16 protein-coding genes, 1 tRNA gene and 2 pseudogenes are annotated in these 13864 nt (G+C 61.7%); 11 read left to right on the top strand and 8 right to left on the bottom strand.

Features of this window, described 5'->3' with window-relative positions:
- A partial coding sequence (locus tag AX724_RS12560; protein ID WP_082733521.1) for a cytochrome-c peroxidase occupies positions 1–979 on the top strand: 979 nt, incomplete at its 5' end.
- 107 nt (positions 980–1086) lie between these two features.
- Here the strand turns inward: AX724_RS12560 and ettA are convergent.
- Positions 1087–2772, bottom strand: a complete 1686-nt coding sequence (ettA, locus tag AX724_RS12555; protein ID WP_066766984.1) for an energy-dependent translational throttle protein EttA — start codon at positions 2770–2772, stop codon at positions 1087–1089.
- Positions 2773–2885: 113 nt separating this feature from the next.
- Between ettA and AX724_RS12550 the strand changes: the two are divergent.
- The 4 genes and pseudogenes from AX724_RS12550 (at position 2886) to AX724_RS24735 (ending at position 5243) form a co-directional block, all read left to right on the top strand.
- Positions 2886–4251 (top strand): annotated as a pseudogene (locus AX724_RS12550) (M28 family peptidase).
- Between the two features lie 156 nt (positions 4252–4407).
- On the top strand, positions 4408–4623 hold the full coding sequence (locus tag AX724_RS12545) for a hypothetical protein (protein ID WP_066766986.1): 216 nt from the start codon (positions 4408–4410) through the stop codon (positions 4621–4623).
- A 159-nt stretch (positions 4624–4782) separates the two neighbouring features.
- A tRNA-Pro gene (locus AX724_RS12540) sits at positions 4783–4859 on the top strand.
- 255 nt (positions 4860–5114) lie between these two features.
- Positions 5115–5243, top strand: coding sequence for a hypothetical protein (locus tag AX724_RS24735; RefSeq protein ID WP_269454155.1), 129 nt, complete (start codon positions 5115–5117; stop codon positions 5241–5243).
- A gap of 192 nt (positions 5244–5435) precedes the next feature.
- Here the strand turns inward: AX724_RS24735 and AX724_RS24970 are convergent.
- Positions 5436–6371 (bottom strand): annotated as a pseudogene (locus AX724_RS24970) (recombinase family protein); the annotation flags it as partial.
- 84 nt (positions 6372–6455) lie between these two features.
- Complete coding sequence (locus AX724_RS24070; RefSeq protein ID WP_197421574.1) at positions 6456–6650, bottom strand: hypothetical protein; 195 nt, start codon at positions 6648–6650, stop codon at positions 6456–6458.
- Between the two features lie 93 nt (positions 6651–6743).
- Between AX724_RS24070 and AX724_RS24065 the strand changes: the two genes are divergently transcribed.
- Positions 6744–6971: a hypothetical protein gene (locus AX724_RS24065; RefSeq protein WP_197421573.1), complete on the top strand. Its 228-nt coding sequence runs from the start codon at positions 6744–6746 to the stop codon at positions 6969–6971.
- A 426-nt stretch (positions 6972–7397) separates the two neighbouring features.
- Here AX724_RS24065 and AX724_RS12525 read toward each other — a convergent pair whose 3' ends face one another.
- From AX724_RS12525 to AX724_RS12505, 5 genes are all read right to left on the bottom strand, one after another.
- The gene (locus AX724_RS12525) at positions 7398–7673 is read right to left on the bottom strand and encodes an HU family DNA-binding protein (RefSeq protein WP_066766969.1); all 276 of its coding nucleotides are present in this window, start codon (positions 7671–7673) and stop codon (positions 7398–7400) included.
- Positions 7674–7727: 54 nt separating this feature from the next.
- Positions 7728–8225, bottom strand: a complete 498-nt coding sequence (locus AX724_RS12520) for a MucR family transcriptional regulator (protein ID WP_066766966.1) — start codon at positions 8223–8225, stop codon at positions 7728–7730.
- Between the two features lie 133 nt (positions 8226–8358).
- The gene (locus tag AX724_RS12515) at positions 8359–8823 is read right to left on the bottom strand and encodes a MarR family transcriptional regulator (RefSeq protein WP_231736674.1); all 465 of its coding nucleotides are present in this window, start codon (positions 8821–8823) and stop codon (positions 8359–8361) included.
- A gap of 262 nt (positions 8824–9085) precedes the next feature.
- The gene (locus AX724_RS12510) at positions 9086–9511 is read right to left on the bottom strand and encodes a helix-turn-helix domain-containing protein (RefSeq protein WP_066766963.1); all 426 of its coding nucleotides are present in this window, start codon (positions 9509–9511) and stop codon (positions 9086–9088) included.
- A 95-nt stretch (positions 9512–9606) separates the two neighbouring features.
- Complete coding sequence (locus AX724_RS12505) at positions 9607–10083, bottom strand: hypothetical protein (protein ID WP_066766960.1); 477 nt, start codon at positions 10081–10083, stop codon at positions 9607–9609.
- 557 nt (positions 10084–10640) lie between these two features.
- On the opposite strand from AX724_RS12505, the gene AX724_RS12500 reads away from it, so the two are divergent.
- From AX724_RS12500 to AX724_RS12480, 5 genes are all read left to right on the top strand, one after another.
- Complete coding sequence (locus AX724_RS12500) at positions 10641–11441, top strand: DsbC family protein (protein WP_066766957.1); 801 nt, start codon at positions 10641–10643, stop codon at positions 11439–11441.
- Positions 11442–11616: 175 nt separating this feature from the next.
- On the top strand, positions 11617–11931 hold the full coding sequence (locus AX724_RS12495) for a hypothetical protein (protein WP_066766954.1): 315 nt from the start codon (positions 11617–11619) through the stop codon (positions 11929–11931).
- A gap of 131 nt (positions 11932–12062) precedes the next feature.
- Positions 12063–12329 (top strand): type IV conjugative transfer system protein TraL, encoded by a 267-nt coding sequence (locus AX724_RS12490; protein ID WP_066766951.1) that lies wholly within the window; start codon positions 12063–12065, stop codon positions 12327–12329.
- Positions 12330–12337: 8 nt separating this feature from the next.
- Complete coding sequence (locus AX724_RS12485) at positions 12338–12976, top strand: TraE/TraK family type IV conjugative transfer system protein (protein WP_066766948.1); 639 nt, start codon at positions 12338–12340, stop codon at positions 12974–12976.
- Positions 12960–13745, top strand: a complete 786-nt coding sequence (locus AX724_RS12480; protein ID WP_066766945.1) for a type-F conjugative transfer system secretin TraK — start codon at positions 12960–12962, stop codon at positions 13743–13745. Before AX724_RS12485 ends, AX724_RS12480 begins: the two co-directional genes overlap by 17 nt.
- Positions 13746–13864 lie beyond the last annotated feature (119 nt).

The raw sequence follows: 13864 nt of genomic DNA, 5'->3' as shown, positions 1-13864 counted from the left end.
CACCCTTCCCGCCCATGTTGCCCCTCCGGCCTTGCCCGCCGGCGCGAACATGAACGCGGCGAAGGTGGCGCTTGGCCGCCGACTCTTCTACGATCGGGTACTGTCGCGCGACGGGACGATGGCCTGCGCCGACTGCCATGTTCAAGCGCGCGGCTTTGCCGATGGCCTTCCGGTGCATGTCGGCGTGACCGGCGAGGCCGGCGTTCGCAACGTTCCCGGCCTCGCCAACGTCGCCTGGCGCAGCGGCCTCACCTGGACGGAAGCTGGCCTTTCGACATTGGAAGCCCAGGCGATGGTTCCGATGACCGGAACCAGGCCGGTCGAAATGGGCATGGCCGGCGACGACAAGGACATGGCGCGCCGCCTGGACGCCGACCCCTGTTATCCTGCACTGTTCGCGCGCGCCTTTCCCGGCGATCGAGGCGCGATGCGTTACGACCGGGTGACAGCCGCGCTCGCCGCATTCCAGCGGACCCTGATCTCCTTCGGCAGCGCCTACGACCGGAACGCCCTGTCGCCGCTCGCGCGAAAGGGTGCTGCGCAATTCGCGGCGTCAGGCTGCGCGGCCTGCCACAGCGGCGCGGATTTCACGGATGGCCAGGTCCATTATGTCGGCACGGCCGCGCCGAGCGAGGCGGACGGCAGCGCCTATGGCGGCAAGCCTCTTCCGCCAGGATTCGAACCCCCGCCCGAGCGGTTCCGCACGCCATCCCTGCGCAACGTCGCGGTGACCGGGCCGTGGCTGCACGACGGGCAAAGCCCCTCGATGGAAGCCGCCATCCGCCGCCACGCCGCCCAGCAGTTGGCCGACGTGGAGATGCCCGCACTTCTCGCCTTCCTCGAATCGCTGACCGACCATGACTTTCTCACCAACGCCGCGCTTGGCGCTCCGCCGAAACAGTGTCCGGTCCGCATTTCAGCGGGCATCGGGAGACCAAAAAAAGGCCGATCCCTTGGGGACCGGCCTGAAAGTTTTTAGGAGAGGATGCCTGAAAGGCGCTGTCGTTATGAAATGTTAGCGCCACCATCGCAAGTGCGAAATAAATTTTCGCAGTTGCAAATATTGCAACCATCCTGAAAAGCGCCTCAGCGCGTCAGTTTCTTATAGGCGAGACGGGTGGGCCGATCGGCGGCATCGCCCAGGCGACGACGCTTATCCTCTTCGTACATTTCGAAATTGCCCTCAAACCATTCGACATGGCTGTCGCCCTCGAACGCCAGGATATGGGTTGCCAGACGATCGAGGAAGAAGCGGTCGTGGCTGATGACCACGGCGCAGCCTGCGAAATTCTCTATGGCTTCCTCCAGCGCCGCCAGCGTCTCGACGTCAAGGTCGTTGGTCGGTTCGTCGAGCAGCAGGACGTTGCCGCCCTTCTTCAGCATCTTGGCGATGTGGACGCGGTTGCGCTCGCCACCCGACAGCTTGCCGACATTCTTTTGCTGGTCCTGCCCCTTGAAGTTGAACGCGCCGACATAGGCACGGGTCGACATGTCGTGGCCGTTGACCTTCACATAATCCAGGCCGTCCGAGACTTCTTCCCAGACATTCTTGCTGGGATCGAGATGATCGCGGCTCTGGTCGACATAGCCCAGGCGCACCGTCGAACCGATGTCGATCTCGCCCGAATCCGGGGTTTCTTGGCCCGTGATGAGCTTGAACAGGGTCGACTTGCCTGCGCCGTTCGGCCCGATCACGCCCACGATACCGCCGGGCGGCAGCATGAAGGACAGATTTTCGAACAACAGCTTGTCGCCATAGGCCTTGCTGATGTTCTTCGCCTCGATCACCTTGCCGCCCAGCCGCTCGGGCACCTGGATGACGATCTGGGCCTTGCCCGGCGTGCGGTTTTCCTGGCTCGCAACCAGTTGCTCGAACTTGGCGATACGGGCTTTCGACTTGGTCTGGCGGCCCTTTGGCCCCTGCCGGATCCACTCCAGCTCGTCCTTGATCGCCTTCTGCCGACCCGATTCCTCGCGCGCTTCCTGCTCCAGCCGCTGCGCTTTCTTCTCCAGATAGGTGGAGTAATTGCCTTCGTAAGGGAAATATTTGCCGCGATCGAGTTCGAGGATCCAGCCCACCACATTGTCGAGGAAATAGCGGTCATGGGTGATCATGAGCACCGCACCCGCATATTCCTTCAGGTGGTTCTCCAGCCAGGTCACGCTTTCCGCGTCCAGATGGTTGGTCGGCTCGTCGAGCAGCAGGATGTCGGGCTTCTGGATCAGCAGGCGGGTGAGCGCGATGCGGCGCTTCTCGCCGCCCGACAGATTTTCCACCGACCAATCCGACGGTGGGCAGCGCAGGGCCTCCATCGCGATTTCGAGCTGGTTGTCGAGCGTCCAGCCGTCAGCGGCGTCGATCGCCTCCTGCAGCGTGCCCATTTCCTCCATCAGCGCGTCGAAATCCACGTCCTCCGGCGGATCGGCCATGATCATGCTGATCTCGTTGAAACGATCCAGCTTGTCCGCCATCTCCCGTGCGCCGTCCTTCACGTTCTCCAGCACGGTCTTGGTCGGGTCCAGTTGCGGCTCCTGCGGCAGATAGCCGACCGTGATATTCTCGCCCGGCCAGGCTTCGCCGGTGAAATCCGTGTCGATGCCGCCCATGATCTTCATGAGCGTGGACTTGCCCGCGCCATTGGGGCCGACGATGCCGATCTTGGCGCCACGGTAGAATTGCAGGTTGATGTTGGAGAGCACCGGCTTCTGGGCGCCGGGGAAGCTCTTCGTCATGTTCTTCATGACATAGGCATATTGCGATGAGGCGGACATGGGTGCGCGCAGCTCCGAAAGTCAGGTAGGGAAAGTCGGGTCGAAAATTCGCGCCGGGTTAGCGGACGCGGAACATATTGGCAAATGGGGGCTGCGCCGCTACCCCTCAAGCCATGCAGAAAATCCGATCGGGCACGCTGGCCGCCCTCGCCCTTGGCAGCATCTACCGCCGTTCACGCCGCACCGGCGCGCAGCGATGCGATTCGCGACGCTGCCCTGCGCGATGATGTCGCCTATGCCTTTACCGAGGGGCTGACGACCGAGGTGGGGCCCCGTCCCGCCGGCACGCCGCAGGAAGCGCGTGCCCGCGACTGGGCAGTGGTGAAGCTCAAGGCCCTGGGGTTCAGCAATGTGCGGGCTGAACCCTATAGGATGCCGGTCTGGGTGCGCGGGCGCGACGAAGCGCGGATCCTTTCGCCCTTCCCGCAAAATCTGGTGCTCGCGGCGCTCGGCAACAGCGGCTCGACGCCCGAGAAGGGGATCGAGGGCGAAGTGATCTATTTCCCCAGCCTCGCCGATCTGGAAGCCGCGCCGGCCTCGGCGCTCAGGGGCAAGATCGCGTTTGTCGATCACGGGATGAAGGCGACGCAGGACGGCTCCTCCTACGGCTATTTCGGCGCGGCCCGGCGGCAGGGACCAAGCATCGCATCAAAGAAGGGGGCGATCGCCATCCTCATCCGCTCGATCGGCACCGACCATCATCGCGTGCCGCACACCGGCGTCCAGATGTGGGCGGAAGGCGCGACGCCGATCCCGGCGGCTGCGCTGTCCGTGCCCGACGCCGAGCAACTCGCGCGCATCATGGGCCGGGGGAAGCCGGTGCGGGTGCATCTGACGCTGACCTCCAGGATGCTGGAGGATCAGCCTTCGGGCAATGTCATCGCCGAAATTCCGGGTAGCGATCCGGCGGCAGGCGTCGTGGTCGCCGCCTGCCATCTCGATAGCTGGGATCAGGGCACCGGCGCCATCGACGACGCGACGGGCTGCGGCATCGCCGCCGCTTCCGCGCTGCAGGTCGCGAAGGCCGGCCAGCCGCGCCGCACGATCCGCGTGCTGATGGCCGGAGCGGAGGAAGTCGGCGGCGACGGCGCGCGCGCCTATTTCAAGGCGCACGGCGCAGAAAAGCACGCGCTTGCATTGGAGTCTGATTTCGGCGCCGACCGGATCTGGCGCGTCGACTTCAAACTGCCGCAGGGTCATGCGGCCCTTGGCACCCGGATCGCGCAGGCGCTCGCGCCATTGGGCATCGGCACGGGCAGTCAGGCTGCTGGCGGCGGCGCCGACATCGCGCCGCTGGTCAATGGGGGCGTCTCCGTGATCGATCTGCAGCAGGACGGAACCCGCTATTTCGACCTGCACCACACGCCGGACGATACGCTGGACAAGGTCGATCCGGAACAACTGCGCCAGAATGTCGCCGCCTGGGCGATCACGCTGGACATGGTCGCAAACGCGCCAGAAACATTGGGCGTTAACTGAACTTTTATTGTAGACAACATTCCGTCGCGTGATTCCATCGTTTCACCGGCGCAGAAAAGCATTGATTTGTGCAGCGCACACGTTAATGCGGGTCGCTCGCGTAGGGCCTCAAAATGAAGGGCCAGACGCGGCATAATGCTATGGGAGCCGCATACAATGAAGAAGATCGCAGTTGTTTTCGCTTCGGCCAGCCTGATGGCGCTCGCCGCTTGCGGTGAGAAGCCGGCCAACGAGACCGCGAACGCTTCGAACGCTGTCGTCGAGAACGTTGTCGACAACGCCGTCAATGCCGCCAACGCTGCTGACAACGCCGCGAACGCCGCCAACAGCGCTGCGAACGTTGCCGAGAACGCCGCGAACGCCGCGAAGTAATCTTCGCTTCGGCGAATATTCAAAAGGGCGGGTCGCACCATGCGGCCCGCCCTTTTTCTTGTCCTGACGGCCCGCAAGCCATTCCGCCTGTCCCATATGCGCTTTTGGATGAAACGCGATTGACGCCCTCATCCCTTCCCCGCTAAGGCCCGCGAGCGCCGGGGAGTAGCGCAGTCTGGTAGCGCGCCTGCTTTGGGAGCAGGATGTCGCAGGTTCGAATCCTGTCTCCCCGACCAATTCTCAATTTGCGGAATTTCGGCCCCGTCGCCCTCATTGGAGGGTGGCGGCGGGCTGAACATTTCAACAAGCATATCAAATGGTTGCCGGTATTCCGCTCGCAAATCGCCATACTGCCAAATGCAGTTCGATAGTACGAAATTCAGCAGTCTGCGCTTCTCGACAGAGGCTTTCGATTCGAACAGCCTGTGGGCCTTACGGGCAAGAGTAAGGAGCGCGACCCCTTCGTCCATATACGTGCTACTCGCCTCCAGATGACGGGTCATGTCACGCTGGCAACGATCGATCTCGTCGCGCCACTGGACCGACATTCGGCGGTAGAAGTCGTCGCTGACGGTCCCATCAAGCTTGTCGACGTAAACGCCTTCCAGTCGGTTCCGTAGCCGGTCGATCTCGGCACGAAGGCGAGCCACTGCCTCGTCGTGGTCACGTTTCTCAACGGAGTAGCCGTCGCGAAGCGCCTTGACGATAAGGTCATACACGTCCTCATCAAACCGCAACCGCGCCAGAATGGTCGCGAATTGCTCTTCGAGAACTTCTTCCCGGACAAAACGCTCCGGGCATTTCCCGTGATACCCCGTGCAATGATAATAGATGTATTTGCCCTTCTTAATCTCGGCGGTCAGCGCGCAACCGCAGTGCCCACACGAGATCAGACCGGTGAATGCAAAATCCTTGACCCCGCCCCCGGTCCTGGCGTGGCGGACATTGTTTCTACCGTCGAGAATGTCCTGAGCGCACTGCCACAGGTCGAGGCTGACCAAAGCTTGATGGCTACCCTTGTAAATCTTGCCCAACCATTCGAAGTCGCCCGTATAGAGACGACTGCGCAGGATTTTATGCACGGTGCTGACCGGAACAGAACGTCCGCTCTTGCGATAGACAAGTCCGGCGCCGCGGGCCATCGCGCCGATTTCCTTCAGGGAATAGTTGCCTGTAGCATACCACTCGAACATGCGGGCGATGATCGGCCCTTGATCAGGATCGACCACGATGACCTTCTTGCCGTCGGGTTCAGCGACGTTCCGGTATCCGAACGGCGCGGCGCTCGGCCAAAGGCCTTGCTCTGCCTTTTCCAGCATCCCCTTGCGGACCTCTTCGGAGAGATTGTCGATGTAGTTCTTCGCCATCAGCACTTTGATGCCGTGCATGAATTTTTCCGACGACCGAGATTCCCGCGACAGGACAATGCCCTCCTTCACGAGGTGGATCTCGGCTTCCAGTTCGTCGATCGTGACCCAATCCTTGAGATTGCGGTAGAGCCGGTCGGTTTTCTCGACCAGAACAGTGTTGATCACTTTGCGCTTTCGCAGGAACCGGATCATCTCGTTAAAGCTGGTCCGGCCGCTTTGCTTGGCCGTTTCGACATCAATATATTCACCTGCGACGACGAATCCATTGGCGACGGCGTGTTCGCGCAGCAGCTTGAGTTGGGCAGGAATCGAAAAGCCCTCGCGCTCTTGCTCGCGTGACGAAACCCGGGCGTAGATGACCGCCTTGGGCGTCTGCATGTCTTCGCGCTTCGCCCGAGCTTTCGACCTCGCCGTTGCCATGTCGATATTTCCTTCCAGTTGCAGGCACCTCGCGCCCGTCACTCACCAGGCCATTGCTCTTGCGACGCTCAGGGACTGCGCGGGATTGGCGACAAGCTCCCACGGCATCACAAGTCCGTCGGTGACGGTATCGAAAACCGATACGGGCTCAATCAACGGGTGAGGATCAATGACGTTAGCAACCTTCTTGCGCGAGCTGAAATGTGGCCTTCCAAACCAAATCGGTTGCTCGACCATAACGACGACGTGCGATCAACGACAGTATCAGTCGTCTGATCCGGGAATTTTACTGATCGCCGGTCCATCTTCATGGCCAGTCTTGGCGCTCGCATGATCCCACTCGTGCAGGGTCGAAAAGAAGCCCACAAGGTTCTCGAGAATCTGGCGGCCGTCTTCGTGCGTCAGTTGCCGATCGGTTCGCTTCTGGAACACCCTACAGGCTTCTTCTACGATCTCGTCGGAGAAGCGCCGGCTATGGCGCACTGGCTGATCAGAACAGCGGTTGTCCCGATACGGTGGAACCGACCGCGTCACTGGGACGCCTGCTTGCTGCGGTAAAGACTGATCAGGACACCGCGCACCTCGACGCCCACTTCTTCTGCCCCGACTCCCCTTCCCCTTCCATGGTCGAACTCGGGCAGACCTTGAGATTGCCCGAAACCATATGTCAGACACAATCCGAACAATAATCGTCCGGCGTAAATATGGGGAACCAGGTCGCCGGAGCACGCAGCATGCATGAGAGGTTTCCAACAGAAACCCTGTCGAGCGGCCAAGAAGCACCCGGACTATACTTCGGCGCGAATATATCGAAACGATAAAAACGAGGTTGGCCAGCCTGAAGCCACTAAGATGGCGAATTTGACGGAAAAGTGGCTATTGCTCCAGCGAAAACAACTCAAGCTCATCGGCAAGCGGCCTCGCACCCATGACGCGAGACTGCCTGAAGATAGTCGAATTGCCGGACAACGCAGACCAGGGGGATCACCCGTTCAGCTTGTCCTTGACCGCCTTGGCAGCGGAGAAGGTCAGTTTCTTCGACGCAGCGATCTTGATCGTCTCGCCGGTGGCAGGACTACGGCCCTCGCGTGCAGCCGTGTGCTTCACCTTGAACTTGCCGAACCCATTCAACGCGATCTCATCACCCTTGGCGGCGGCATCCGCAATGGCGCCGAACACCGAATCAACGATCTTTTTGGCATCGGCCTTGGTGATCTCATTGGCGGCGGCAATTTGGTCAACGAGGTCGGAATTGTTCATGACATGCTCTCCATTCGAGGGTTGGGGTCTGTAGAAAATGAGTGGGTAGGGTAGTCAGCCTTTAGCCGCAGCGAGGGATAACTTCTTGCGCGGCGCGCTGGCCTTCTTGGCAGGAGCTGGCGCTCGGACTGCCGCAGTCTTGACCTTGCCAGGCTTCCGTCCGAGCCCGATCTTCTTGGCCAGCGCGCGTCGCTTTTCGGCATAATTCGGGGCGACCATCGGATAGTCGGCGGGCAGCTTCCATTTGGCGCGATACTGCTGGGGTGTCATCTGATAGTGCGTCATCAGATGCCGCTTCAGCATCTTGAGTTGCTTCCCGTCTTCCAGGCAGACGATGTAGTCCGGCTTGACGGAGCGCTTCACCGCGATTGCAGGTTCCTGTGCGACCGTTTCGGGCTCATCTGTCGTTCCCAGACCAGCCAGCGACGCATGGACGCTGGCAATCAGGTTAGCCAAATCGCTGATCGCGACACTGTTGTTGCCGACGTGCGCGGAAACGATGTCGGCAGTGAGCGTGAGAAGGTTGATATCCTGATCCGACTGCGCTTCCATGGATATCCTTCCGATGAGAAATGGGGTGAGAAGAACTGAACAACGGATTATCGTTTCAGGCACCAATTGCAAATGCGTCGGCATCGCCCACAAACAGCCTGATAGGTCTGGGACGACTGGTGCCGCGAATAAATCATGCGGGAGCCTGCGGAACGATAGCGGCGGGAACAGCGCCGCCTCGGCTCAGCCGTGCGAGATAGCCCTCCATCAATGCAGTAGCGGCGCCGCTGAGGCTGACAAGGACTCTGCGCCCATCGCGAGGGTCCTTCTCCCGGACCACTATGCCGGCCTTCGCCAAGAGCTTGACCCAGCGAATCGCAGTGCTGTGCGGCACGCGCGCGGCATGGGCGAGACTCGATGTCGGCACGCGCTCGCCCCGTGCGGCGGCGCTGTAGAGGTCGAGCAATATATCCCAGGCTGGGTCGGCGAACAGGCCAGGCCCGAACGTCTCCTCACGCAGACGCCGCGCCTTGAGCCACCAACGGACGATAGCGAGACCAGAGTCGCGAAGGGCAAGCTCACCGGTTTCCGGATAGGCTCCTGCAAGGACATGTTCGGGCCGTGCAGTCGAGCTTGGTTCATCACGGCCATCGTTCACCGCCGATGCCTTGGGCGACAATAGCCGGAGATCCCCGAGACTCTGGAGAGGAGCCACTGAAGCACCGGTTCGCCACATGCCATTGCGTTCGTTGCAGACGACGTGTTTCCAGGCATGTGTGGCTCTCCTTGGGATGGTTGAATTCTGGTGGCGGGCTTACGGTCAATGCGCGCGGAAATCCGTTACACGGAGCTTGTGCAAATATGCTAGTGCGTCGCATTAGTGATAAAAATGCGGATTCCTCCGTTTCGGTCAGGGTTCGCTAGCGCAGTTGCGGAAACGCCGATTCAGATCCTTCGCCCAGGTCAGAACCCAGGCTGCGGCGCATGTCGGCGATGGTGTGGTTGACTATGAACTCGAGCAAATGACATTCGAGTTCATGAAGATTGCCAGCGAGGAGCTGGGGCGGGAAGGCCTTGCCGTGCGCCTTGAACAGCATGGGGATGAGAATGGTACAGGGCGGCATTCCAAGTGCGGTCACGCAGCGCAAATGATCGTCAATCCGGGTCCTGGGATTGCCGGACTCGATCTCGCGGATCCAACTCACGCTGAGACCGGCCCGCTTCGCGAGTTTGGGTTGGGTAAGTCCCTGGCGTCTGCGTTCATCCTCTATTCTCCGGCCTGACATCTGCTTGATTTCGGCAAGCGAAGATTCGTCCGGACCGGATGCCACGCTTTCGTGCGACATCGCCCACTCCTGACTACTGAATCTGGCCCGCCACGGCAGTACGACAGTCGAGGATTGGTGTTTCATACACAATTGGTCAACGCCAATTGTGGCCATTATTGCCCGATCGGGGAAAGCTCTGATCGTCGGACGCGTAATGTCTTGCCGACCTTCAGGCAGTCGCCGGCCTGAACGAGCATCTCGTCATAGGCTGTCATGATGGCTTCGGGCGATGCCAGACGAAATTGCTTCAGCGCGACAATGAAGAGCCGCGAGTTGAGTGCAGCAGGGCCTCGCCGCTGTGCCGCGGGGCCGAGCCGGTCTGCGAGTCTGGAAGTCGCCTCCGTCAGCGAGAGCGGCGCGCCTACAAAACAAACCCTTTCGCCGGCCAGGCCGGATTCCCTCAAGGTTTTCAGGTCGTCAGCGATGATACGCGTATCGACACACTCCAGATGGAGGAGTGCGCAGTAGAGCGTATTGCCGAAGGGAAGCAGCTCATTGACAAGATGGCCGAGCCGGCAATGGCAGTCGAGGAATAGCTCGACCCCGGCGGGTGACAGTTTCAGTTTGAAGGTACGCGATACCCTTCCCACTGCGCGATTCGCCCCTTTCCATCAAGTCGAGCCGATCGATCATTCCTCCTGACGGCCCTGACGCCGACCTCAAATACAACGAATTAGTAACCAAAAGCGTAACTCGCTGGCGCTTGTCAGAATGACGCAGCCACAGCGCCAAGACAATGGCCTGGCCCTTGCTCATTTGAAGTCAAAAACACCATTCCTGCCGCCACACAGCGCAGTCGATGCGGGTCAGGTTCCCTACCCGGGCTGTTCGCTCACAGGCAGGAGGCAGTCCATGTTCCTATGGGGATCTACAGGTTTGAGCATTGCAGTGCTGGCACTTGGCGCCAGCACTGCAAATGCCCATCCCGCCCCGCATGGAACGCCGACGCCCACCGCGCAGCAGCCGCGACCTCGTCTTGTTGTCGTAGAGCGCGAGGGCGGCTTCGTAATCCGCTGCGAAACCCGGCGCGGCCCGCAGAACCCCGACTTTCCCCGAGGTGCGATCCCGGCCCGTTCAATCCCATTGGGCTCCAGCATCCGCATCGATCGGGCGGCACTCCCCCATTCCAACCAGAAGGATAATGACCATGGCGAAATTCGCTAAGCTGCGGCGACTGCCGTTGATCACCTGCGCCCTCGCGGCACTCCTGGGCGGCACTGCAGCACTGGCCGCACCCGATCAGGACGGCAAGACCGAGACCAAGCTGCTCACCGAAGCCGCAGAAGCCGCGCAAGCCCAGCTCCGCCAGAGCTTCACCAACCTGCAATTCGAGGAGTTCGGCCCCGCGCCGGTCAAGGGCACGATCTATCAGGCGGTCGCGGGCGGACGCATCATCTATTATGCCCCGGCAAGCGAGCATATCCTGTTCGCCACCGTCTATGATCGCAACGGCATCAACGTCACCGCGCTGACGCAGGAAGCGAGCACGGCGAAGCGCCTGAAGCTGATCGATCCGGACAAGGCGCTGGCGATCGGTCCCACGGGCGCGCCCGATGTGATCGAGTTCACCGATCCTGACTGCCCTTATTGCCGGGCGCTCGACAAGTTCTGGACGGCCAAGGCCGCTGAAGGCAAACCGGTCCACCGTCTCGTCTATTTCGTGAGCGGCATCCATCCGCAGGCAGCCGCCAAGGCCGAACACATATTGTGCTCGGCGGACAAGGAAGCCGCATTTCGCGCGATCTACGCCGGCGCCGCCCCCAAAGCCCTCGAAAAATGTGCTGCAGGTGCGGCACGGGTCGCAGAGGACGCCGAGATTGTCCGCAAGCTCGGCATTGGCGGCACGCCGACGCTGATCGTCGATGGCAAGCTCGTCTCAGGCTTCCAGCAGGCCGAGCTCGAAGCCTTTCTCGATGGCGGCAAGGCGAGTGCCAATGCCGCGAAGTGAGGCGCCTATCCCATCTGGCGGACGCCTGAGTTCCTTCGCGGGACCATGCGGACCGGAATGCCGGCGCACGCGGCCCGTCAGGAGCCGCCCACCGCGCGCGTCGGCCGACAGCGATCATCCATCGATGCCGGCAGGCAGTGTCCCGGGAGGTTCCACGAGCATGGAGCATAAGCATATGATCAAGAAGATTGGCAACCAGGCTGTTGCCATCGCCAATGTCGGCGTCCCTTTGGCCCTCCTGGCCATGGTGAGCGGCGGAGCCCACGCCTTCACCGCGCCAGCGGCGGGCGATCTCGGCTACGACATTTACGACATCGTCGTGAACAAGGGCGTCAAGGGCCCGCTCGGCTTCGTCGGCGGCGTCGCGGCCTTTCTGTTCGGCGTCTCGCGACTGTTTTCCAACATCATGGTGGGCATCCCGACGATCGTCGCGGCGGTCGCCCTGATCAAGTCGGATTCGATCCTGCAGACCTTCGGGATGGTGATCTGAACCCCTTGGGAGTCAGCCGGTCGCCTGAGTGGACCCGCCGCCGGTGAGACCCCCGACACGCTGGAGGCCGATGGTCGGCCTTCGGAAATGACCCCTGGTGACGGGTGTCATGAAGCAGGAGGAGAAGGGCTTTGGACGAGCGTCTGCCCCAGTATCTGCACGGCCCGGTCCAGATCCTCTGGTTCGGCTCGGACGAGTTCGTACTGGTCATGTCGACCATCTTCGTCGCCGCGATCGTCGGCGGGCTGGTCGGCTGGGTGCTCATCTGCGCCCTTCTCCTTTTCATTCCGTGGAAGCGCAGCAAGCCGCGCGGTTTCCTGCCCCACCTCGCCTGGCGCTGGGGGCTGGTGCGCTTCCGTCATTATCCGGGTCCTACCCAGACCCGCTTCTTCGAGTGAGGCCGACGATGTCTTTCTTCAAGCGACGCGACCGATCCGAAAGCGATCCGCTCGCCGACAAGCCCGCCAGCTTCGGCCTCCACCGCTACCTCCAGGGTTCGGCCAACCTGTTCGAGGAGAACCGGCTGCTCAAATTCGCGATCGCCGGCATGTTCGGGGTCTCCGCGGTGCTCGGCACCCTGATCTACACGACCAACCAGAACCAGCGGACGGTGATCGTGCCGTTCGGGGCATCGGGCGACCTCTACGTCACCGGCAACGCGCCTTCGGCGGCGTACCTGCGTACCATGACCCGCAACGTGGTCAGCCTTTCGGGCACCTATTCTGCCTACAGCGCCGACAAGCAGTTCCAGGAACTGCTGAGCCTCGCGCATCCCAGCGCTTACAATGGCCTGCGCGACAGCCTTAACGCCATTCTCGACGAGCTCGCGAACAATCCGACGCTCTCGATTGCGACCTATATCAGGCCGGATCAGCCGGTCACCTGGACCTCGACCGACATTGTGGTGCCGGTCGAGAAGGTCCGCGTCATCGGCGGGGTCATCCGCAAGTTTCGCGGCAATCTCCACATCGGTTACGCCATCGACAATGGCCGCTTCTGGCTCACCCAACTCACCGAGGAAAAATTCGATGCCGAACTCCGGTAACGGACGCGCCCTGCGCGCGCTATCGGCGATGCTGCTCGCCACCGCAATCCTGACGCCGGTCCTGCCTGCCCGGGCGCAGGGGATCGTCGCCTATCCCGACCAGACCAGCACGGTTCGTCTCTCGAACCGCGACATCAACCATGTCGTCTGTGAGGGCGGCGAGATCGAGGATGTCAAGTTCTCAGCCGAGAAAGCGATCGCGGTCGAGAAGGCGGGTTCCGACGCCTGGATCAAGTTCCTGGTCAAGGAAACCGAGGATCTGGGCCAGACGACGCGCAGCTACGTCACCACCCCGTCGGAATTTTTCATCGCCTGCAACGGCGCGATCTACCCGCTTTATGCCGAGCCGTCCGACATCCCGGCGCAAACCGTGACGCTCACGCCGGGATCGATCCAGCGCGCCAAGGTCAACGCCGATCTCATGGGTCCGCTGGTCGAGGAAGACCGCGCCGTCTCGATCACGCTCGCCATGCTGCAGGACCGGGTTCCGGCAAGCTTCGCCGAAGTCGCACCGCGCGCCGGCAGGATCGTGCTTGCGGGACTTCCTGCGGCGATACTCACCGAACGGCGTCGCGTCTCGATCGAGGGCGCGGGGCTATCGGCCTCGGAATATCTGGTCGCCGCCAACGCCGATACCACGCTCGACGAGCGGACATTCCTCGACCGCAGCCTCGGCGCCAACGTGTTCGCGGTCTCGCTCGACCGATTGACGCTCAAGCCTGGCGAGACCGCGCGCCTCATCGTCATCCGCCGGGGAGAGGGACAATGAACAGCGACGACACACCCATGTCCGGCAAAGCCACGTCCGGCGAGAGCCGCCCGCTCGATGTACCTGCTGCGGAACTCGCCGACAGCCCTTACCGCACGCATCTGGCTGCCGAAGCGGCT

The organism is Sphingobium sp. CCH11-B1 (assembly GCF_001556865.1).
Classification (GTDB): domain Bacteria; phylum Pseudomonadota; class Alphaproteobacteria; order Sphingomonadales; family Sphingomonadaceae; genus Sphingobium.
Note: the sequence above shows the minus strand (reverse complement) of the source record. Positions and strands in the feature narration are given on the sequence as shown.

Coding starts and splice junctions, on each gene's coding strand:
- ettA (WP_066766984.1), bottom strand. CDS start 2,772: ATGTCCGCCTCATCGCAATATGCCTATGTCATGAAGAACATGACGAAG.
- AX724_RS12510 (WP_066766963.1), bottom strand. CDS start 9,511: ATGTCGCACGAAAGCGTGGCATCCGGTCCGGACGAATCTTCGCTTGCC.
- AX724_RS12525 (WP_066766969.1), bottom strand. CDS start 7,673: ATGAACAATTCCGACCTCGTTGACCAAATTGCCGCCGCCAATGAGATC.
- AX724_RS12485 (WP_066766948.1), top strand. CDS start 12,338: ATGTCTTTCTTCAAGCGACGCGACCGATCCGAAAGCGATCCGCTCGCC.
- AX724_RS12495 (WP_066766954.1), top strand. CDS start 11,617: ATGATCAAGAAGATTGGCAACCAGGCTGTTGCCATCGCCAATGTCGGC.
- AX724_RS24065 (WP_197421573.1), top strand. CDS start 6,744: ATGATCCCACTCGTGCAGGGTCGAAAAGAAGCCCACAAGGTTCTCGAG.
- AX724_RS12480 (WP_066766945.1), top strand. CDS start 12,960: ATGCCGAACTCCGGTAACGGACGCGCCCTGCGCGCGCTATCGGCGATG.
- AX724_RS12500 (WP_066766957.1), top strand. CDS start 10,641: ATGGCGAAATTCGCTAAGCTGCGGCGACTGCCGTTGATCACCTGCGCC.
- AX724_RS24070 (WP_197421574.1), bottom strand. CDS start 6,650: ATGGTCGAGCAACCGATTTGGTTTGGAAGGCCACATTTCAGCTCGCGC.
- AX724_RS12545 (WP_066766986.1), top strand. CDS start 4,408: ATGAAGAAGATCGCAGTTGTTTTCGCTTCGGCCAGCCTGATGGCGCTC.
- AX724_RS24735 (WP_269454155.1), top strand. CDS start 5,115: ATGACGGGTCATGTCACGCTGGCAACGATCGATCTCGTCGCGCCACTG.
- AX724_RS12520 (WP_066766966.1), bottom strand. CDS start 8,225: ATGGAAGCGCAGTCGGATCAGGATATCAACCTTCTCACGCTCACTGCC.